Source organism: Chryseosolibacter indicum, from assembly GCF_018598585.1.
GTDB classification, from domain to species: domain Bacteria; phylum Bacteroidota; class Bacteroidia; order Cytophagales; family Cyclobacteriaceae; genus Chryseosolibacter; species Chryseosolibacter indicus.
Map to the genome: position 1 here is coordinate 70166 of NZ_JAHESD010000006.1, position 22136 is coordinate 92301.

General features: G+C 38.5%; 15 protein-coding genes. 7 read left to right on the plus strand and 8 right to left on the minus strand.

Going from position 1 to position 22136, the window contains the following annotated elements; translation table 11 throughout:
• Positions 1-18: 18 nt before the first annotated feature.
• Positions 19-933 carry an AraC family transcriptional regulator gene (locus KK060_RS04570; protein WP_254152511.1) on the plus strand — a complete coding sequence of 305 codons (915 nt, stop codon included), beginning with the start codon at positions 19-21 and terminating at the stop codon, positions 931-933.
• 88 nt (positions 934-1021) lie between these two features.
• Here the strand turns inward: KK060_RS04570 and KK060_RS04575 are convergent, their stop codons facing one another.
• The gene (locus KK060_RS04575) at positions 1022-2110 is read right to left on the minus strand and encodes an acyltransferase family protein (RefSeq protein WP_254152512.1); all 1089 of its coding nucleotides are present in this window, start codon (positions 2108-2110) and stop codon (positions 1022-1024) included.
• Between the two features lie 167 nt (positions 2111-2277).
• Here KK060_RS04575 and KK060_RS04580 point away from each other — a divergent pair, with 167 nt between their 5' ends.
• Positions 2278-2967 carry a DUF6624 domain-containing protein gene (locus tag KK060_RS04580; protein WP_254152513.1) on the plus strand — a complete coding sequence of 230 codons (690 nt, stop codon included), beginning with the start codon at positions 2278-2280 and terminating at the stop codon, positions 2965-2967.
• 162 nt (positions 2968-3129) lie between these two features.
• Here KK060_RS04580 and KK060_RS04585 read toward each other — a convergent pair whose 3' ends face one another.
• The gene (locus tag KK060_RS04585) at positions 3130-3960 is read right to left on the minus strand and encodes a ThuA domain-containing protein (RefSeq protein ID WP_254152514.1); all 831 of its coding nucleotides are present in this window, start codon (positions 3958-3960) and stop codon (positions 3130-3132) included.
• A 460-nt stretch (positions 3961-4420) separates the two neighbouring features.
• On the opposite strand from KK060_RS04585, the gene KK060_RS04590 reads away from it, so the two are divergent.
• Together KK060_RS04590 and KK060_RS04595 are read left to right on the plus strand one after the other, a co-directional pair.
• A complete protein-coding gene (locus tag KK060_RS04590; RefSeq protein WP_254152515.1) occupies positions 4421-6796 on the plus strand; it encodes an ABC transporter permease in 2376 nt (791 codons plus the stop codon).
• A 156-nt stretch (positions 6797-6952) separates the two neighbouring features.
• Complete coding sequence (locus KK060_RS04595; RefSeq protein ID WP_367397460.1) at positions 6953-7327, plus strand: iron chaperone; 375 nt, start codon at positions 6953-6955, stop codon at positions 7325-7327.
• Positions 7328-7430: 103 nt separating this feature from the next.
• On the opposite strand, the gene KK060_RS04600 is transcribed toward KK060_RS04595, so the two are convergent.
• From KK060_RS04600 to KK060_RS04620, 5 genes are all read right to left on the minus strand, one after another.
• Positions 7431-8528, minus strand: a complete 1098-nt coding sequence (locus tag KK060_RS04600) for a glycoside hydrolase 5 family protein (protein ID WP_254152517.1) — start codon at positions 8526-8528, stop codon at positions 7431-7433.
• Positions 8529-8974: 446 nt separating this feature from the next.
• Entirely contained in the window at positions 8975-9838 is an 864-nt protein-coding gene (locus tag KK060_RS04605) for an SDR family oxidoreductase (RefSeq protein ID WP_254152518.1), read from the minus strand.
• 11 nt (positions 9839-9849) lie between these two features.
• Positions 9850-11205, minus strand: coding sequence for a family 1 glycosylhydrolase (locus KK060_RS04610; RefSeq protein ID WP_254152519.1), 1356 nt, complete (start codon positions 11203-11205; stop codon positions 9850-9852).
• The gene (glf, locus tag KK060_RS04615) at positions 11177-12313 is read right to left on the minus strand and encodes a UDP-galactopyranose mutase (RefSeq protein WP_254152520.1); all 1137 of its coding nucleotides are present in this window, start codon (positions 12311-12313) and stop codon (positions 11177-11179) included. Before glf ends, KK060_RS04610 begins: the two co-directional genes overlap by 29 nt.
• Positions 12306-13460 (minus strand): glycosyltransferase family 1 protein, encoded by a 1155-nt coding sequence (locus KK060_RS04620; RefSeq protein WP_254152521.1) that lies wholly within the window; start codon positions 13458-13460, stop codon positions 12306-12308. The genes glf and KK060_RS04620 overlap by 8 nt, the downstream gene beginning before the upstream one ends.
• 981 nt (positions 13461-14441) lie before the next feature.
• Between KK060_RS04620 and ligD the strand changes: the two genes are divergently transcribed.
• The 3 genes from ligD (at position 14442) to KK060_RS04635 (ending at position 19522) form a co-directional block, all read left to right on the plus strand.
• On the plus strand, positions 14442-16469 hold the full coding sequence (gene ligD, locus KK060_RS04625; protein WP_254152522.1) for a DNA ligase D: 2028 nt from the start codon (positions 14442-14444) through the stop codon (positions 16467-16469).
• Positions 16470-16481: 12 nt separating this feature from the next.
• Entirely contained in the window at positions 16482-18068 is a 1587-nt protein-coding gene (locus tag KK060_RS04630) for an FAD-dependent oxidoreductase (RefSeq protein ID WP_254152523.1), read from the plus strand.
• A gap of 182 nt (positions 18069-18250) precedes the next feature.
• A complete protein-coding gene (locus KK060_RS04635; RefSeq protein ID WP_254152524.1) occupies positions 18251-19522 on the plus strand; it encodes a 7TM diverse intracellular signaling domain-containing protein in 1272 nt (423 codons plus the stop codon).
• Positions 19523-19538: 16 nt separating this feature from the next.
• Here the strand turns inward: KK060_RS04635 and KK060_RS04640 are convergent, their stop codons facing one another.
• Entirely contained in the window at positions 19539-22106 is a 2568-nt protein-coding gene (locus KK060_RS04640; protein ID WP_254152525.1) for an ABC transporter permease, read from the minus strand.
• Positions 22107-22136: the final 30 nt, after the last annotated feature.

Sequence of the window (22136 nt, forward strand, 5' to 3'; positions counted from 1 at the left end):
ACGTTGGTTTATTTATTTATGCACAACCATTCAGAAATTCTTCATATTGAAAGCATCTCGCAGTTGATGCATGAATTGCATCTACCAACACCACTACATCCATTAATTGCACTGGTAAATTACAACGATGCCCCGGTAGAGATGCTGAGAAAAGGACAAAAAATAACCATTGATTTCTATAAAATTTCATTCAGACCTAACTTCCGCGGACAGACAAAATACGGTCAAGGGTACTATGACTTTAAAGAAGGTGGATTGGCTTTCCTGAAACCAAAGCAGGTTGTATTTTCACCTGAAGACACGCAAGGTTATGAAGGCTTTGCTCTATACTTCCATCCCGATTTTATACGAAATTATCCTCTGGGAAATTCGATAAACCAATATGGATTTTTTTCGTATAGTGTTTCCGAAGCATTATTTCTATCTACAAAAGAAAAAGAGGTAATAGCCAACTTATTTACTTCTATAGGAAATGAATTGGGAAACAACATTGATCAATTCAGCCAGGATATTGTAGTATCACAACTCGAACTCTTATTAAATTATAGTAACCGTTTTTATAATCGTCAATTCCTTACACGAAAACCGTTTAACAACGATATTATAAATACATTAGATCAACTACTGAATAACTATTTTGAAAATGGAAACGGATTGAAAAATGGTGTTCCGTCCGTACAATACATTAGCACACAATTGCAACTATCCCAGCGCTATTTAAGCGATATGCTTAGATCATTAACGGGGCTAAACACACAACAATATATCCAAAATGCAATTATTGAAAAAGCGAAGGAAAAATTATCGACAACCACATTTTCTATAAGCGAAATAGCTTACGAGTTGGGTTTTGAACATCCACAATCCTTTAGCAAATTATTTAAGGCAAAGACACAACTTTCTCCATTAGCTTTCAGACAATCATTTAATTAAAAACTTTCCAGAACGTATTATGATTCATCATCAAATGTTAATAGCAAGATTTGTAGTATGAAGAGTGGCCTATTAACAATAACTCTTGCTAACTATCTTTCTTTTCCCTTCCCTTACTCAGATAGCGCCTGACAGGTACGTCATAGAACACCATGGCAGCATAGGCTGCAACGATCAAGAAAACGACACCCAATATGACGATAAAGACTAGTTCATTAGTCAAAGGCTTTTTACTTGTAAAGTAACTTCCAAAAATCCATATAGCTGCATAATGCGTCATATATAGTGGATAAGATATATTACCAGAAAATTGACAAACCTTTTTCAACCTAGGTGACAAGATAGAACCGGCTCCGAGGGAAACCATCAGCGGAAAATAGAAGAGTACAACAAGTGTCTCTGTTAGCCAATTCCAATCAGACCAAGGCATGATAAAGGCAAAAAACAACAAAATAGACAGGCCCGCAAACCCAAGATTGTTTTTAATAATCCAATTAGAACGATAAAGAAAGAGACCTGCTAAAAACGAACAAGCTACACGCGCACCACCGTCAAGAAAATTATCTTTTGACCATCCACCTAACAAATTGCCCGTTCTATAGCTAACGATACAAATACCAACAGCAGCCAGCATTGTTAATACTGCGAGAGAACGATTGCGGACTTTATAAAGAACCAATGCATAAAAAACATTGGCAACATATTCCCAAAAAAGCGACCAAGCTGGAGCGTTTAAGGCAAAGAGGTTAAAGAAACGTTCTTCCATTAATGGAAGAGGAATAAGAAAAACGGAGCAAACAAAAAGCAAAGCAAGTGCTCTTATGTCGTAAGCGGAGGATAATGCAAAAGGATCAAAAAGAAAACCTAGTAATCCTACGACAGAGCCCAGAACAACCAAAGGGTGTAATCTTATTAACCTTAACTTAAAGAATTCTCCTAGTCCAATTTTTGGTAAGCGGCCATCATAGGCATACCCAATAACAAAGCCAGATAAACAAAAGAAAAAATCAACCGCCAAGAAACCATGCGCTATAAAGTTTTTACTAAAGTCAGGGAACACCCATTCCATAAAGTGAAAAATAACAACAGCTAGCGCTGCAACACCTCTTAACCCATCAAGGATCTCGAAATGGTGTTTCGTTTTCAAAAGATCAGGGCTTGATTTTATTGGGTTCATCAATTTAGAAGCGAGGTAAATGCAAAACAAAACACATAAGTACAATGTTTTCACCATGGTAATAGAAATGCTAAATTAAAAGAAAGTGGCTCCGTTACTGCGTATTTTTTTGTAAGTTTCGACAGCTTATAAGATTACACAATTTCGACTGGTTGTTATTGAACTGTATGCAACGGATTATCATAGGACTATTTATGTGGTCATGCTGTTTATTTACCTTTGGGCAGACCACAAGTAATTTAAGTCTTAAAAAAGAGTTAGACAGCATTTACACTGCGGATCAAAAATACAGACAACTTCTCTTCTCAGGTTTAACTAGAACTAAAGCGGACTCCGTTGCAGCTGTCTACAAAATTTCAAAAGAAGAACTTCCTGATTATCTGATGAGAAAAATGCAGGAAACAGATTCTTTAAACTTAATAAGGATTGAACAAATCATACAACAATATGGCTATCCTGGTCAAAGTTTAGTAGGTACCCCTACCAACGAAGCTGTCTTTTTTGTTATCCAGCATTCTCCTAACATTGAAAAACACTTGCCCATGATAAAACGAGCAGCTGATAAAAAAGAACTTCCTTTTAAACTTTATGCTATGATGCTTGATCGTTGGCTCATGTACAAAGGTGAAGAGCAGATTTATGGAACGCAAGGAAAGGGTTTAGAAACGATGAATGCACAAACTGGTAGAAAAGAATTTAAAATGATTATTTGGCCTATAAAAGATGCTCCCGGTGTAAACAAAAGAAGAAAGGAGGCAGGTTTTGAACAAACAGTAGAAGAAAATGCTAAACGTCTTGGTATTGAATATAAAGTGTTTACGCTGGAAGATGTAAAGAAAATGCAGAGTCCTAATTAAAAAGTCCGACTGTAATAGAAGGAAATAATTAGGATTATTTTATTGCAATTAACGGTGGTAACAGATCGAAAAATAAAAAAGATTTAAACAACAAACGGTTCAAGCTTAAACTTGAACCGTTGACATTTAACTTAAGTAAATACTTCGATTTATTTCTCTCTATTACTTTTTGTTGTGTTTTGCGTAAATGGGGCTCAGCCATTTTTCAGCCGGTTCATATTTGCTAGCGCTCGCCCATTTTATTCCTCGTTTCAGCATTTCGATCGCATCAGGTTTCTCTTTGATATGATCTAGGTTATGACCGATAGAAGTATAAAACACCCTCCCCTTCCCATGCATTTTCTTCCATGTAACGGGCATAACACAACCATCAATCCACGAATTAATCTTGCCGTTAAAACGTGTAGTAGCAAGTACTTTTACATTAGGATCGACATGCATATAATATTGTTCGCTCTTCATTGCAAAATCTTTTAACCCTTTTGTCACCTCATCTTGATGATCGATGATGTTCACTTCATAATCTACATAGTTACCTGGATGTGCCACCCACTGGCCACCTGTCATATATTGGTAATCTACATTGTTTCTGAAGGCATCACACAGGCCCCCGTGCCATCCTGTAAGGCCTGTGCCATTTTTCTCAACTGCTTCAATCAAGCCTTTCTCCTGTTCTTTAGTGATTGATGACATTGTATAGATTTGTATAACCAGGTCTATTGAATCCATTAAGGATTTGTCTGCATATGGATCAAGCGTCGGAGAAGTTGTAACCTCTGCTCCCTCCTCCTTAAGCCAGGTAGTGATATAATCAAAATACTTTTGCGGTTCATGGCCATCCCACCCACCATAAGTAAACAATACTTTTCTTCCCTTTAAAGAAGGAAGTTGAGCTGAAGATAAGTCATTGTCTTTTGCATGCGCAAAACCACTGCCAGCAGCAAGCCCCGCGACACCGAGCGCCGTAGCAAGAAAGTTTCTTCTCGAATTCATAGCATCATAATTGGTTTAGTAAACAGCTTTAAAATAGTAAATACTTTTGATGGATGCTAACTTCAAATTCAGGTTAAACTTCTGCTATTTCTTTGATACTGTCATTTCGATAGAAATAGAGATTGAAATGAAAAAAGCATATTTATCTAACTAAGAAACGAACTTCACAACTGTCACTGTCAGGATCGGTATCGAACGTTTTTGTCCAGATTTGAACGTGCGTAATTTATCGATACGGGTAAAATCGATCAATTTCAAGTTCTAAGTATTGGCATAGTTCTTAACATTACAATGCTCAATCTAGCATACAGTCATCGGAAGTGAATACGATAGGCACGAGTTCTAGATTACAATTATCATTTAATGTGAAGGAGAAAGTTCGCGCCAGAATAATAAGCAACGTGCTACCGATTCTCAAGCCGGTCATTAACGCATAAAATAGACAAGTAAATAATTACGTATGTTTAATAGTTACTTAAGGATTGGATGGAGAAACCTTGTGAAAAACAAGCTTTTCAGCGTGATCAACATCAGCGGAATGGCCATAAGCATGACTTCATTTCTCATCATTTCATTGTTTGTTTATGATGAATTAAAATTCGACAAACACATTGAAGATGTTAATCTTAAATACCGCATTTTTAATGAACATTTCAGAGAAGGAAGAGACTTTGCAATTATCCCCGCTGTTATAGCCCCAACACTTGCAGCAGAGTATCCGGAAGTCGAATACTTCACACGATTTATGAATCTTTATACCCCTCCTCTGTTTGAGGTGCGAAATAAAAAATTTACAGAAGACAAGGGAGGGTTGGCAGATCCTAGCTTTTTTAAAATGTTTAGCCTTGAGCTTATCGAAGGGAACGCCAATAATGCATTAAAGAAGCCTAATGAAGTTGGCATAAATAAAACACTGAAGGAAAAATATTTTGGTGAAAGTAGTGCGCTCGGTCAGAGCATTAAGATCAACGGTGAAGACTATAATGTTACTGCTGTATTTGAGGATTTCCCTAAACATACCCATCTTGATTTTAATTATTTAATTGCAATGGAAGAATTGGCTACGGCCCGTCCTGATAGAATGAGCGATTGGGGTTGGAGCGGAATGGTCACTTATATTAAGTTAAAGCCCGGTACCAATACTTTGTTGCTTGAATCTAAAATAAAAGATATCGCAAGAGGTAAAGCAGATGAAGAGGATTTCTACACCCCTCATTTAATGCCCTTGAAGGATGTGCATCTTCACGCTTATAATCAATCCTGGGATGTAGCAAGAAGGGGGAACATTCAAACCGTTTATGTTCTTATTGCCACAAGTATATTTATATTAGTTATTGCAATTCTCAATTTTGTAAATCTCTCAACAGCTCGCGCTGTCAGTCGGGTAAAAGAAGTTGGTTTACGCAAAGTTGTAGGAGCTGTTCGTATTCAACTCATTTATCAGTTCATTAGTGAATCAGTTATTATTGCATTTATCGCTTTAATAATTGGCGTAACCTTGGCGAGTGCCATACTACCTTCATTAAATTCATTCGCTGACAAAGACATTCCAGTCCATATCTTTCTTGAACCACAACTTGTTGTTGCCCTAATGTCCTTGGCCATTCTAACTGGAATTGCTGCAGGGTCCTATCCTGCATTCTATATCTCGGGTTTTAGACCGGCAAGTATTCTAGCTAATAGGCTGTCAGGTGGTTCCGAAAGCACCCTGCTAAGGAAAGGTTTAGTCGTGCTTCAATTTGTTCTTGCTTTCTTCCTTATTGTAGCGTCCCTCACCGTATCACAGCAATATAACTATATGCGAAATACTGATATGGGATTTAACAAGGATAATCTTATCGTGTTACAGCTCAGAGGTGAGATGTTTGAACGACTTGAGACTACCAAGCAAACACTTGTAAACCATCCTAACATTTTAAGCGCTACATTAGGTTATGGACTACCTGGAGAGGCATATGCAGGTGAAACAATTAAAGACAAGGCAACAAATAAGGAGTACAGTGTAAGTATGCTTACAGCAGACCATGATTATGTGAAAACTGTAGGACTTGAGCTTCTTGCAGGACGTGATTTTTCAAAAGAAATAGCTACAGATGAGCAACAAGCCTTTATTTTAAGTGAGTCTGCAATAAAGATGTTGGGTTATGACAATCCAGAGGATGCGCTACAGCACGAAATAGATTGGCAATATGGAGATTCATTAAAAAGAGGGAAAGTAATTGGTGTAGTTAAAGATGTTCAATTAAACAGCATGCGTGAAAGTATCACTCCCGTTGTACTTCATATATTTAAATCGTCATATTCATCCGTAACCTTGAGAATCAAGCCAACCGATGTTTCAACTACCCTCTCACACCTGAAAAAATCCTGGAGTACTCTTACTGCGGAGTGGCCCTTCGAGTATAAATTTTTAGATGACAACTTTGACAAGATGTATAAATCAGAGGAAAAACTAAACACGCTATTTTCATTCTTCACAGGCTTTGCGATCCTGGTTGCGTGCGTTGGTCTTTTAGGGTTGGTGATATATACTACCTCACAGAAATACAAAGAAATTAGCATTCGTAAAGTCTTGGGCGCCGGAGAGGGGACGCTGGTAATTCAACTTGCCAAAAATTATATGTTGTTATTATGTGTAGCTTTCTTCATTGCAATTCCTTTTAGTTACTACGCAAGCTGGAGGTGGCTTCAGGAATTTACATATCGAATTTCTATTACTCCTACGCTGTTTATTAAAGCAGGACTGTTTATTATGGTGATATCGCTATTAACAGTGGGCTTGCAGTCATTAAAGGCAGCAAGAGCTAATCCTGTTGACGCGTTAAAAGAACAATAAGTTAATAAAGTAGGATTTCAGATATAAAAGACATGGGTGTCCGCAGTGAAATCCCAAATAGTCAGCACTTAGTCGCATTACCCCTCATAGAATGCCGCATCCGAACCTACTAAGCTTGCACGCACAATAAATATATTTGTAAAAAATATTATGAGTATGAAAACGGTGCTTGCAAAAAATGTCGATGAGTACATTGATGGCTTTCCTGAAGAAATTCAGAAAAAGCTGAAAGATATGCGTGCAACAATAAAGAAGGCTGCACCAAATGCGGAAGAAGCGATCAAATATGCTATGCCTACTTTAGTCTTGCATGGTAACCTAGTGCACTTTGCAGCATTCAAAAACCATATTGGTTTTTACCCTGCTCCTTCTGGTATTGACGCATTTAAAAAAGAACTTTCTGCCTACGAAAGCAGCAAAGGAGCAATCAGGTTTCCAATGGATGCACCGCTTCCGCATACTTTAATAACAAAAATTGTTAAATTCAGAATTAAGGAAAATCTTCAGAAAGCTAAAGACAAAAAGAAATAGCAAAGGACACCGTCGTCAGATTTGTCAATCGCTGTTCCTCGTAGCATGTAAACATAAAAAGCGCCCGCGGGGGCGCTTCTACTAACAGGGTTTAACAAATATCTTACATAGCAGGGCGGTCGTTTTTCTTTTGTTTAAAACGACTTAAGTAATTTATTTCTTCTTCTTTGTATGGTGTACCATCAGCACGGAAAATATCGTGAAACCACAATGAAGGTTCACCTGCGTAACTAACGGTCCATGAATCCCAAGGATAACTTGTTTGTGTTTTACCCGCAACAAGTCCCCAGTTATAGCCACTTACCTTATGCTTTTCAAATATTGGGATGATGCTCTCAAACGTATTATTGAAACCACGCGCCATATACTCGGTACAAAGTACGGGCCTGTTGAAGCGTTGTAGTTTTATAATTCTGCGCTCCATTTCCTCGGGAGAATCATAGTTGTGAAATGTAATTACATCAGAACTTTCTAACATAAACTGATCAAGTTCTTTGATTTCATTTTCAGTCCACTCTCCTACCCAAACACCTGAAGTAAGCGGTTGAGATGGATTTACTTCACGAGCCCAGGTAAATACTTTACGAAGCAACACAAGTGCTAAATCGGCTTTGTCTTCAGGCTCATGAGCGCCATAGGAGGCAATATTTCTATTACATGGCTCATTGTATAGATCCCATACGTGAATGCGTTTATCATTAGCGAAATGCGTCAGCACGCCCTTCACATAATCTTCGAGTTCATTATGCCTTTTTGGATTTTTCAATACTTCGAGCCCGGGACTTTGAAGCCATCCAGAGTTATGGACACCCATCTTATATTCACGTTTCCCTGGCTCAGGAAATGGATTCCATACGCTGTCGAATAACACGAACATAACACCAATACCATGACTGTCTGCAATGCGTAAGAATGTTTCCATTCTATTCAGCAAACCTTGGGAATCGTGCTTCCACAATAAGTCGTGAAGGAAAACACGGATTGAATTGAAGCCAAGATTTGCAGCCCATCCCAGTTCTCTTTCTATGGTAATAGGATCAAAAGTTTCGGATTCCCACATCTCGAGCTGGTTAACAGCCGTCGATGGAGCATAATTACAACCTAAAAGCCAGCCTTTTTCTTCATACCATTGGTTAGCTTTTAATTCAGACCATTGTCTGTCAGCAAAAGCCGGCAGACCTTTAACCTTTGTTGATTTCATATTTACTTGAGGAGATTCTGATCAATTGAAAATTTATCAGATAGAGTTGTTCTATATTGATTGGTTTACCTAGTTGTCTATTAATCAAGTCTCAATTTCTGTTACGAATAACGAGCAAGAGTTTAATAATTAATTAACGTTTCAAAACTCAACAAAATCTGTGCAGACTTCAAGTAGGATCAATAAAAAAATATAAGAGAGGTAAGATTTACGCTACAATGTAAACAACCAAGCAGCATTAAACCCAATGAATATATCACAGGGTAATCTTGAATTTTTAATGCTGCTTAAGAAATAGCTGCAAAATGAAAAATTATTACCAATAATGACAAATCATAATGACAGATGTGTTCTTTCAGCAGACTATTCCATGACAGAACAGCCACTCTAACTATAACCGCATATCAATACAAGTCAAATAGTAATGGTAACTATTAAAAGATAATTTAACCGTTTATGATTTCTCCTCCATTTGGATGCAAAACCTGCCCAGTCATATAAGAACTGTCGCTGCAAGCAAGAAAGAGATAGCTAGGAGCTACTTCAGCTGGTTCTCCTGCTCTTTCCATAGGAGCATCACTTCCGAATTTAGAGACCTTTTCGGATTTGAAAGATGATGCAATCAACGGAGTCCATATTGGTCCAGGCGCAACACCATTAACTCTTATCTTTCGTTTGACCAGATTTGCAGCCAGGCTTCTCGTAAAACTAACGATAGCTCCCTTTGTTGAGGCATAATCAATTAGTCCACCACTGCCCCTATAAGCAGTAACAGATGTTGTGTTAATAATGCTTCCGCCGGAAGTTATTGAAGGAAGGGCGTACTTTGTGATCCAGAAATATGAAAAAATATTGGTAGAGAAAGTTTTTAAGAGTTGTTCTGTGGTAATGTCTTCCAGTTTCTTTGACTCATAGTGTATAGCTGCATTATTTACTAAAACATCTATTTTACCAAACTTTTTGACCGTTTTCTCAACAGCTCGCTTACAATTCGTTTCCTTACTAAGGTCTCCAGGTATAATAATACAAGTGCGACCTTTTTCTTCTACCAGCAATTTTGTCTCTTCCGCATCTTCGTGTTCATTTAAATATGCAATGGCGATATCAGCACCTTCTTTTGCAAATAATAAGGCTACTGCTCTTCCAATTCCGCTATCTCCACCTGTTATCAATGCAATCTTCCTATGTAATTTACCCAATGGTTTTTCTTCTGGGACGGCATCAGGCTTAGGAGTCATTTTAGCTTCTTTGCCCGGGCGACTTTGAACTTGCTCTTTACGCAGTGGCCTTTTTTTACCTCCTTTTTGCATATCTTGTTAAATTATCTTTCCGCGCAATCTTCTTTTAAGGCAGGCTCATTTGGTGTTTCCTGCCATACTTCATTTTCAAATAATAACCGATATTCTTCCTGCCACCAACCAGGTTCTGACATTACCGAATGAACGTATTCTGGTTCCTCCGAAAGTCGGCTTATATACTCTGCTAGCGGTGTAGGTGAGGGTGTACCTGAACTCATATCAAATGCTCCAGCTTCGTAGTCCCCGCCATCATTAGTCAGCAAGCGATTCCAACCATAAGACCCAAGCATAGCCCAAGTAGTGAGAGCACGAAGGTCTACTCCTTTGTTAATTAGTTCAATACAAGTATTACGTATCTGCCCAAACCATCTGATCTTGTTATCCTCATCGCAATTGATATGTACCTCTGTTAGAACCAAGGGAATATGATAGCGTTCCCATACTTCGGATATCAGTACTTTCGGGCCTGAAGTTTCACTCAACCGGATACGAACAGCTTCAACATCGGCATACCGTAATTTATTGTTGCCGCCTAGCTTCTCAGGTGGATATTTAGAAATGTTTTCGTCTAGGTATCTTTCAGAGGTAGCATAATAGTCCAAACCAATAATATCAGGAGGGCAATGATTTTCCTGAAAAAAGACGAAATCACCTTCGCTCATACCGTTCGCCATTAAGTAATTAGCCATAGTATGATGTTTATTTACCTTTCCGCACAATAAATCGTAAGTCAGCCAGCGCCTCTGATTTTCAAAATCTGCCTGGTACCGCAACAGTGGTGTACTGTATACCTTGGCGAGGTCTTCAGTTTGTATCAGTTTAGCATGCGGATTTACTTCCCGTATTGCTTTCATTGAAAGCACTACACCTTTCAATTCATTTAGTAAAGCCCGTACAAATGACTTATCATCTTTCTGATGAGGAAACCAGAACCCATACAAGCAGCAAAAGCGAGCTGTCGTGAGCGGTTCATTTACGGGTGTATAATACTCTATCCACGGATACCTCAATGCAACTTGTCTTGCAAATTCCGCAAGCCTGTTCGGAAATTCAGGGTGAAGTATATCTGCATATAGCGGACCACTGCCATGGTGAACAAGACCAGCAATGGGTTTTATGTTAGATGATTTAAGTGCCTTTAAAGCCCTGTCAGTAAAGGTCCAATCTATAGTAGAATCCATGCGGGGCTTAAGCCTTTCCCAAATAATGGGATACCGCATGGATTGAATACCGAGTTCAGAAAACAATGCTATATCACTTTCTATCCTCTGGTAATGATTATTATACTGTAACTGATCAAAAAAATTATCTCCTACCCTATTATACGAACACTCTATACCTCCCCAAATTTCAGGTAGTTTGGAAAACTTTTTCTCCATTAACATGTTTCTCTGATTGCTGTTGCGATATCTTATCAAACAAAGCCAAAGACTGCGCAACGACCTGGTCCATATTGTAATACTTATAAGTAGCAAGACGTCCCGTAAAGTATGTATTAGTCATTGCATTAGCCAATTGCTGATACTTCTTATATATCTCAGCATTCTCAGGCCTTGGGATCGGATAATAAGGATCTCCCTCTGCCTTGGGATACTCATAAACTATTGACGTTTTAGGATGCTTTTGGCCAGTCAGATACTTAAATTCCGTGATCCTTGTATAAGCATGCTCATTAGGATAATTTACTGTACCTGTTGCCTGGAATACTTCCGTATCCAGAGTTTCAAACTTGAACTCCAATGATCTGTAAGGAAGTCTTCCATAACAATAGTTAAAGAAGCTATCTATTGGTCCTGTATAAATCAGAAACTTGTAAGGTATAACATCAATAATTTCTCTATAGTCCGTGTTCAACATGATCTTGATGTTCGGATGCGAAAGCATTTTTTGAAACATTTTAGTATATCCATGCAATGGCATTGCCTGAAATGTATCCGTAAAATAACGATCATCTTTATTAGTACGTGTCGGAACACGAGCTGTTACAGAAGCATCAAGCTCAGAAGGATCGAGATCCCACTGCTTACGCGTATAGTATTTAAAGAATTTCTCGTATAGTTCCTTTCCTACTTTACTAACAACCACATCTTCTGAAGTCAGAATTTTATCTTTCTTCTCAGCCTTTGATTCAAAGAAAGCTTCAAGTTGAGAGCAATCGAGGTTCAAGTTATAGAGTGTATTAATCGTTGTAAGATTAATTGGAATAGGCACTAACTGGCCATCTACACTAGCAAGAACTCTATGTTCGTACGGTCTCCATTGAGTAAATTGACCTAAATAGTCAAATACTCTCTTGGCATTAGTATGAAATATATGCGGCCCATACTTATGGATCAGTATTCCATCTTTGTTATAATAGTCATATGCATTACCTGCAATATGATCACGCTGATCAATGATCAAAACTTTTTTGTCAGCAACACTCGCCAACCGCTCGGCCAGAACACTTCCTGCAAACCCAGCACCTACTATTAAATAATCAAACATACACTTGTTCTTTTACACTTGTCATTCTTTGTTTTTCGTTCAGCTTTCTAGTTATTAGATACATCATCTTTTGCCATGTCTTATCCCATGAATTTTGAGAGAGTAGATCGTCAACATTGTCAAGCCACTCTTCTCTGTCATGATTCTCAAGTTCTAATGAAACAACCCTAACAAATTCTTCAGAAGTACCTGCAATGTTTACAAGCCCATGTCTTCCATACTGACGGATGACATCTATAATTGGTGTTGAAACCACAGGCTTACCTGCAGCCAAATACTCAGGTGTTTTAGTAGGACTTATATAACGAGTGGATTCATTATGTGCGAAAGGCATCATAGCAACATCCCATCCTGAAATATAGTCCGGTAATTCGCTATAGGGCTTCATTCCCAAGTAGTGGATATTGGTAAGATTTGGTAATGAGTTTGGATCTATCTTGGTTACAGGCCCAATCATTACAAAATGCCAATCTGGTTTCCGTTTTGCTACTGCTTCAACTAAATCGAAGTCCATTCGCTCATCTAATACACCAAAAAAACCAATTCTTGGATGTGGAATGGAAGCCTGATCTTCTGGATCAGCGCTATAAGTTCGCGCTTTGTTAAAGTGAGGTACATCTATACTACTCGGAAACGCATGCACATCTGGATGCTTATGTTTCTTAGCTTCGTACAAGCTATATCCCCCGGTAAATACCAAATCCGCCTTACCAAAAAGTTCGTTCTCTTTTTCTCTGAGTCCGTGAGGAGCAAACTTAAAAGCCGACAACTCATCCATACAATCGTAAATAATGATAATTGGATTGAAGTGGTCTGAAAAAGCCAATGACATTGGTGTGTAGTACCAGAAGAAATAGTTAACAATTTCCTTTTCCAAAAAGAATTTGGTAAACAACTCGCGTTGTTGAGAGACATTGATATCATCACTGTTTCCTGGTGCCAGGTGAGGAACAAGCACCCAGATATTTTCTATTGGGTTATTTACCTCTAAAAAGCTATCGCCAGAAGCATCATGTATGGGCTCTTCAACAAAAAAAACTCTTCCGTTCTTCGCATATCGGCTCATTAGATGCTGGGGTCTCTGGTAGACAAAATTCCAGCGTAAATGAGAGAAGCACACAAGATCAGTAGAAGTGGTATTTGGCATAGGACTCAGTATTTTATTCGGTCAAATATTGATATTTCTATGCCATTAAAACATTTATTGGTTTATCAAGGAAATTTCGAAACTTTTTACTTTAATGTGTAGAAAAATACACAATACCTTTGCATTTGCTTGTAGAAAAATGCAACAAGGGGTTAAAAAAACACCGGAATAATAACCAATTAGTTATGTATACATCGCGCACAAAATATCCTAAACAAAATTAACCTTGTCTTACACAACGTACTGGCTATCTTAATCAAGCGGCGTTTGTATTGAGGTGAAAGCAGTTTGCGAATTAATATACGCATCCAGGTGATTTAGTATTTTTAGATATATTACTTCAGCATTCTTTTTAAAATTCCTAAAACCCATTAAGGGCATTAATGACTTTAAGACTATCCCAATCTGTCGGGCTGTTATCACCTGTTTCAAATCTTTTACGCCTCTTAAAATCGCTTTTTACTTACAGAAAGCACTCTCTTAAGTCTTGTTTTGCTAAATTAGAAAGTTGTAATACTTAAACATTTAAATTCTTATTTAATGTAGCTCTCTGACTCATTTAATATTTCGGCTAGTCACCAACTCCTTTTTACCGCAATATCGAATGCTCTTCCGCAGCAATCGTTACGTCTTAATTTCTCCATAGAACATTTACCTAAAAATCTACGTTGATGAACAGCACTATCATTCGTCTGACAAATCTCTTCATTATCCTCACTGCTAACAGAGTTTCTTTTTTGTTCTTTATACTGCTTTATGGTGATCCAAATCTAATAAAAAGGGACAAGTACCATTGTTCTAAATACGCATTACCTAATTATTCCAGCTCGTCCAATTACAGAACTTCTAATCATTTACAAGTAGGAATAACAAAACGGCAGTTAATTGCAAGATGTTGCACAACGTACTCAAAATCAGAATTATAAATTAAAATCACCAAAGGCACCATATTTTCCTTTTAATAAACAGAAAATATTAGCGATGGCAACAGCAACCAGCAAGAAGAGAAAAGTAACTGCATCTAAAGCGCCTCAAGCACTAAAGCCTATTGTTGATAAGCAAAAAAATGAAAACAACGTGGATAACAAAAGGATGCGTTCTGTAAGAAGTAGCGGAAAAGAAAAGCTAACTTCTTATATAAAACCAATGCTTGCTACTTTACATGACAAACCTTTTGATGATGATAAGTGGATTTTTGAAATTAAGTGGGATGGATATAGAGCAATAGCTGAGGCAAGTAAACAAGGAGCGGTTAAGTTGTACTCAAGAAATGGTCTATCGTTTTTAAAGCTCTACCCTAAAATAGCCGATGCTATTTCTTCTATTAAAGAAGATGTAGTTTTTGACGGCGAGATTGTTGTGTTTAACGAAGATAACAAACCCGATTTTCAAAAATTGCAACAATATGATATGCATCGCTCCTTGCCAATACTTTATTATGTTTTTGATTGCTTGTCATACCAAGGAAAATCAATTAAGCATCTTCCCCTTATAGAAAGAAAAAAAATAGCGCAGTCTATAATACCAAAAGGTAGCATCATACGGTATTCAGACCACGTAGAAGGTGAAGGCAACAGCTTCTTCGAGCATGTGCTGAAGATGAACCTTGAAGGTATGATTGCCAAGAGAGCCGACGGCACTTATCTTGAAGGAAAAAGATCAAAAGACTGGCTGAAGATAAAAAACCATAATACTCAAGAAGCCATTATTGCAGGATATACTGCTCCTCGAGGTAGCCGCACACTTATAGGAGCGCTTGTACTGGCGATTAAAGCAGGTGGAAAGCTGAAGTACGTTGGACATACTGGAACAGGCTTCACAACGGACATTCTCAAGGAACTTTATAAAAAACTTCAGCCTCTTAAACGACTAAAATCTCCATTTGATTATAAGATTCCTGTAAATGGACAAGTTACATGGGTCGAGCCTGAACTTGTATGTGCAATTAAGTTTTCTGAAATAACAGAAGATGGAATTTTACGCCATCCGGTGTATCAAGGTTTACGTATCGATAAATCAGCTGATGAAACGACTTCAATAGATGCACCTATTCATGTTGAAAATTCCATAAAAGACAACACCGCAAAGAAAAATCAGAAGCAAAAATCTGAAACCATCAAAATCAACGGCCATGAGTTAACCATTACTAATAAACAAAAGGTTTACTGGCCTTCGGAAAAAATCACAAAGGGAGACGTAATCAACTACTACAATAGTATACATAAGTACATTCTGCCTTACTTAAAAGACAGACCTGAATCTCTACGAAGAAACCCTAACGGAATAAAGGATGAAGGCTTCTTTCAAAAGGATGCGGGAGATTCAATCCCGAATTGGATAAAGACTTCTGCAATTGAGGCCGAGAGCGCACATAAAATGGTTGACTATATTATTTGCAACGACCTTGCTACACTGCTCTATTTGAACAATCTAGGTTGCATTGAACTGAATCCATGGAATTCAAGATTAAATAAACTTGATCATCCCGATTATATGGTGCTTGACCTTGATCCCTCAGAAGAAAATACCTTTGACCAGGTAATTGAAACTGCGCAAGTTGTTCATGATATACTTGAAAAGGCAGGGGCACAATCGTACTGCAAAACATCAGGAGCCTCGGGACTGCATATCTATATTCCATTACATGCAGCTTATACTTATGAAGAAATAAGGGCGTTTGCCGAAATTATCGCGCGTCTTACGGAAGAAAAGCTACCCAAGACTACCACCGTGGAACGTGCACTTAACAAGCGAAATGGAAAACTCTATCTCGATTACCTGCAGAACAAGAAAGGACAAACACTTGCGGCGGTTTATAGTGTGCGACCAAAACCTGGTGCAATTGTTTCAACGCCCTTGTTATGGAAGGAAGTAAAGCCCGGGCTACATCCCTCTCAATTTCACATTTTCAACATACAAGAACGCCTGCAAACACACGGCGACCTGTTTGCAAGTGTCTTAAAAGATAAAATCAATGTAAAGAAATGCTTGAAGAATTTAGGAATATAATTAAGAATACTTATGAGTCAACAAATAATTTCAGGAACAAATCAACAGTCAGGAGTTTTAACTTCAGGAGCTAATATATCCTACTGGATAGATTCCGCTGAGCCTATTCTATTTACTCCCCTTAACGAAGATTTGCTAACAGACGTAGTAGTTGTTGGTGGAGGGATATCAGGATTATCAATAGCATATTGCTTATGTAAAGCAGGGCGTTCTGTTGTTGTTATTGAAGATGGAGCTATCGGCAGCGGTGAAACAGGAAGAACGACGGCGCATATAGTTAATGCATTGGATGATCGGTATTCTGAGATTGAATCAATGTTGGGAGAACAGGAATCACGTTTAGCAGCAGATAGCCATACAGCAGCTATAAACTTTATAGAGCGTGTCGTTAAAGAAGAAAACATTGACTGTGATTTCAAAAGAATTGATGGCTATTTATTCCTTCATCCTAGTGACGAGATCAAGACATTAGAGGAAGAACTTGATGCTACAAGGAGGGCAGGAATTCCTACTGAATTACTACCAAACGTTCCGGGAGGCATTCATGCTATGGGACCAAGTTTGCGCTTTCCCAGTCAGGCACAATTTCACCCAATGAAATATTTAAAGGGGCTTGCAGATGCAGTCATCCGACTTGGAGGAAGAATTTATACAGAGACAAGGGCTACGGAATTCAAACAACAAATAGTTGTAGCCAATGACCATACACTTACTGCGAATTATGTTGTTGTAGCTACCAATACTCCGGTAAATGACATTGTTACCATGCATACCAAACAACATCCTTATCGCACTTATGTCATTGGCGCATTGGTGCCAAAGGGGATGCTTGAGTATTCACTTTGGTGGGACTCAGGAGACATGGATTCCAAGTGGGTCACGGATCCTTATCACTATGCAAGGTTACAACCTTATAATGAACAGTTCGACTTGTTAATTGTTGGAGGAGAAGACCACAAAACGGGACAAGCCGAAGAAGAAAATATTCCGGAGGAGAACAGATATTCAAACCTAATAAGCTGGACACAGCAGCACTTTCCTCAGGTTATCGATATTGTTTATCATTGGTCTGGTCAGGTAATGGAACCCGTAGATGCACTCGCATTTATTGGAAAAAATCCTGGTGATAAAAGTACGTACATCGCCACGGGAGATTCGGGAAACGGCATGACCCATGGCACTATATCTGGAATGTTAATCGCTGACTTGATTCAGGGTATAGAAAATCCATGGGAGAAGATTTATGATCCCTCACGCATTACTGCGAAGGCTACCAAGGAATACCTTACAGAAGTTAGCAACATGACAGTTCAATATCTCGATTATCTAAGCCCTGGCGACATAAAAACCATCAATGAATTGGAACCAAACCAGGGGGCAATTATGAATCTGGGTGTAAAAAAGGCTGCGGTATACCGTGATGAAAAAAATGTACTGCACACTTATTCAGCGATATGTCCACATCTTGGTTGTGTTGTTCAATGGAATGGAAGTGAGAAATCATTTGATTGTCCATGTCATGGCTCAAGGTTTACCACAGAAGGAAAGGTAGTTAACGGGCCAGCGAAGAGTGATTTGAAAAAGATTGTGATTAATTGAGATCCTTTTAAATGATAGAAGAACGGGATACAAAGCCTGTTCTTCTATTATTGCTACTGCCACCTCCGATCATAAAAACCGCAAAGTAAATATAAATGTTACGTTTAGATTAATGCAGTAGGAGTAGCAAACTGTTGACTGAGCTAACTTTTTACTATCTTTCGAGACCAGAAGCTACGATCTTGCGATCTTTATCTATTTTATTTCTTCTCATTGCTATCGCCACTACTTTGCAGGCACAATCAGTATTTGTAAGGCAAGGAGTAATTGATTTGAGACAATGGAATTTTAAAGAGCAGGGAAATGTACATCTGAACGGAGAGTGGGGATTTTACATGAGCCAGCTTATACCTCCCGATAGCTTTCCTGCAATATCAAATGTCCAGGATTACATCTATTTTCCTTCAACATGGAATGAGAGTTCAAAATCGCTGCAACCTGGCAAGGGCTACGCTACCTATCACCTGACAGTGCTCCTATCAAAACCACAGCAACTCACCCTTGAAGTTCCGCATTTTTACTCAAGCTATGCGTTATGGATAAATAAGAAACTTACTTCCAGTAACGGCATTGTTGGTCGTTCGAAGGAAACATCGATTCCTCAATGGCTTCCAAAAACCGTTTCCATTCCAGTTTCAGATGACACGCTTGACATTGTAATTCATGCCTCCAATTACAGACATGCAAAAGGTGGGGTAAGACAAAGCATTATTATCGGATTGCATGAAAATTTAAACTTTAAACGAAATGTAGCTGTAAACAGTAATATAATACTAATCGTTTTATTAGGATGTTTGTCAGGAGCGTTTCTGTTCACGTATATCTTCTACAAAAGAAATATTACATCAATTTACTTCTCCCTGCTTTGTTTTACCTGGGCTATACGCGCAATATTCTCAAATTTGTATATCTTAACAGTAAAGTATCCTGAAATTCCGTGGGAGCTCTGTGTCAAAATTGAATACATTACGTTATATCTTGCAATGGTATGGGCAGTATTCTTTTTGTCAAGTCTCTTTCCTGAAGATGTAAATACCTTATTCAAATACTTCTTTATTGGCTGCAATATTATTTTTGTTTTGTGCACAGTCTTTACAGAAGCTTCTCTTTATACGCAGTTCTTACCGGTATACCTATCTTTCACGCTTGTTTTGTTACTGTATTCAATTTACGTTTTGGTAAGAGCTGTAGTGTATGAACGGGAAGGTGTATGGTATATTGTAAGCAGTGTCATGTTAGGCATAAGCGTATTCACTTACGATCTCATTGCCTACCAAGGATGGGCTTTCTTTAACTCGATTATAACCAATTTTGGTTACGCCGTTATCTTTATCCTGTTGAGTATGTGTTTACTCTATCACATCGGGATGCTTAAACGAACCGTGCCATCTCAAGATATTCTAACTTTTGATGACTTATACGGAGGCAAGCCATCTCAAAAGAACGTAATGTAATATGACCTCACCGGATTTACCCCTCCTTTCTTAGCACCTGTAATGGCGGCGTGTTAATTACTTCGCGGAGGTTTATCCATCCTATTAGCATGGTAAGAAAGATTACACTAAAGCTTATTACACCTATCTCCTTCCAATCGAACGCAAATTTAATTTCGAAGAAAAAGGTTGTCAGCAGATAACCACCTGCCAGTGAAAGTACCATTCCTGTAAACGCGGAAAACAATCCGAGATAAGCATACTCAATGAGGGTAATTTTGGTGATTTGGCTAGTCCGTGCTCCTACCGTGCGTAATAAGACATTCTCCTTAATTCTCAAAAATTTACTATTGATTACAGCCCCTGCAAGTACAATCAGTCCCGTAATAATACTGAACAATGCAAGAAACCTTACAACTAATCCAAGTTTATCAAACAGCTCGTTTACTGTACTTAAAATAAGTCGCAAGTCAATCAGGGAAACGTTGGGGAACTGAAGGATAAGCTGCTGCTGAAAATTATTCGCTTGCTGTTGTTCCTTGATCCTTGTTGATGTTACGTAAAACTGCGGAGCATTTTCAAGCACTCCTTTAGGAAAGACAAATATAAAATTAGGAGGATCTTTAGGCCACTCAACTTTTCTTACTCCCGAAATAAATGCCTTTAATGGCACACCCTGAATATCAAATACGAGTGAATCTCCAATCGTAACTCCAAGGTTTTCTTCCATGCCTTCTGATATCGTCACCCAAACAGAATCCTTGGACTGCTTTTTACTGTGCAATTCTCCTTTAATAAGTTCTTCCGAATTATGGAGGCTATCCCGATAGGTTACCCTATACTCACGTGTTAATGCCCAGTTAGGAATTTTATCGGTTGTATCCTTTTGCAGTACTTCTACTGATTTTCCCTTTACCTCACTTAACCTGCAAGTAATAATAGGTACAACCTGGTTAACCTCAAGGTTGTTCTCTTTCATTAGTTTTATAACACCTTCTCGTTGATGTGGTTGAATGTCAAAGAGAATTGTATTAGACTGGTTCTCTCTTCCTGTAAACTCTACCTGGCTTAACATACTCTGCTCTACAATATTTAAAGTAGAAATAATGAAAGCACCCAAGCCAATCGTTACCATTAGCACTCGGGTTTGATTGTTTGGTCTGAATAACCCCGAGAGAGAGTGTTTCCAAATAAATCCTGCGTTGTAAGGGAAAAATTTTCTGACCAGGTAAAGAAGTGCTATGGCAACAAGTGTGAGAAAGCCAAGAGCGACGATCAAACCCAGAAAGAAGTATACCCCGGTAAGAATACTTTGTGTTTGATATGCAGCAAATGCGATCGGAAACAAGGCAATACAGATAATGGCTACTACCTTTGTTTTTGAAACTATTCGTTCGGGACTAAAATCTGATCTTAGCACCGACAGCGGTGGAACAAACCTTACAGCCACTAAAGGAAGGATGGAGAAAAGTATTGAAATTACTGCACCGATAAGCACACCCATTCCTACTGACTTCCAGGAAATGCCTGTTGAAATCTCAAATGGAACAACACCTTTTAATAGGACAGGGATTAGCTGTTGGATTCCGATACCTATTAACGACCCCACTATACTACCTAATAGGCCGAGGACGAAAATTTGTATAAAGAAGATATTAAAAGCTTGCCAGCCTGTTGAACCAATACAACGCAGCACTGCTACCTCCTCGCGTTTTTCTCTTGCATAAATATGAACTGCACTGGCTATGCCAATACATCCCAGCACCAATGCTACAAAAGCCAGCAGCGAGAAGAATTTATAAACAGAATTAAAACCTTCTCCCAGACCTTCTCTCCGTCCTTCTATGGTCTCATAAGAGTAACCATTCTTCCTGATAAAAGGCTTAAAATTGTTTAAGGTTTGTGTAGTTTCTTCTTCCGAACTTGTTTTAATGTACTGCTTGAAGTTAACCCTGCTTCCGTACTGAATTAATCGTGTTGAATCCAGTTCATCCATAGAAATGTATACAGAAGGAGTAAAGGTACTTGTTATTCCCCCTCCTCCTGGAATTTTGGCTACAACGCCGGACACCTTGAATACACTACTGCCTATGCGAAGGGAGTCGTCAGAACTAACCTCATACTGACTCGCAAGAGACTCATCCAGCATGGCAAATTTACCAGTCTTAATTTTGCTGTATGCGTCGGCAGGCTGTGTTTCTACCTTTCCATAAAAAGGAAAGTCTCCTTTGAGAGCTACTAATCTTATTAAGCGCGATTGTCCATTGTTCAAAAACAAAACCATAGATGCCATATCTGCTTCTGACGCTTGTGGCAATTGAAGTGAATCAAATTTGGCTTTTAGTTCCCCTTCGAATTTCCTTTCGCCATTAATTACCAGATCGGCACCCAGAAGTTCTTTTGCATTGCTATTGATATCGTTCTGCAAAGAGTTATTCATCGAGTCTAGCGCCACTACTGCAGCTATTCCTACTACAAGCGCAGCTACAAACAGCACCAGGCGCGAAAAGTTATGACGCGCGTCGCGCCATGCCATACTCCATACCCATCTATCTTTGAATATAGACCTATTCTTACGCTTGATCTTGATTACGTATTCAATCATTTATTTCACGTCCGCTTAATAACTAATGCT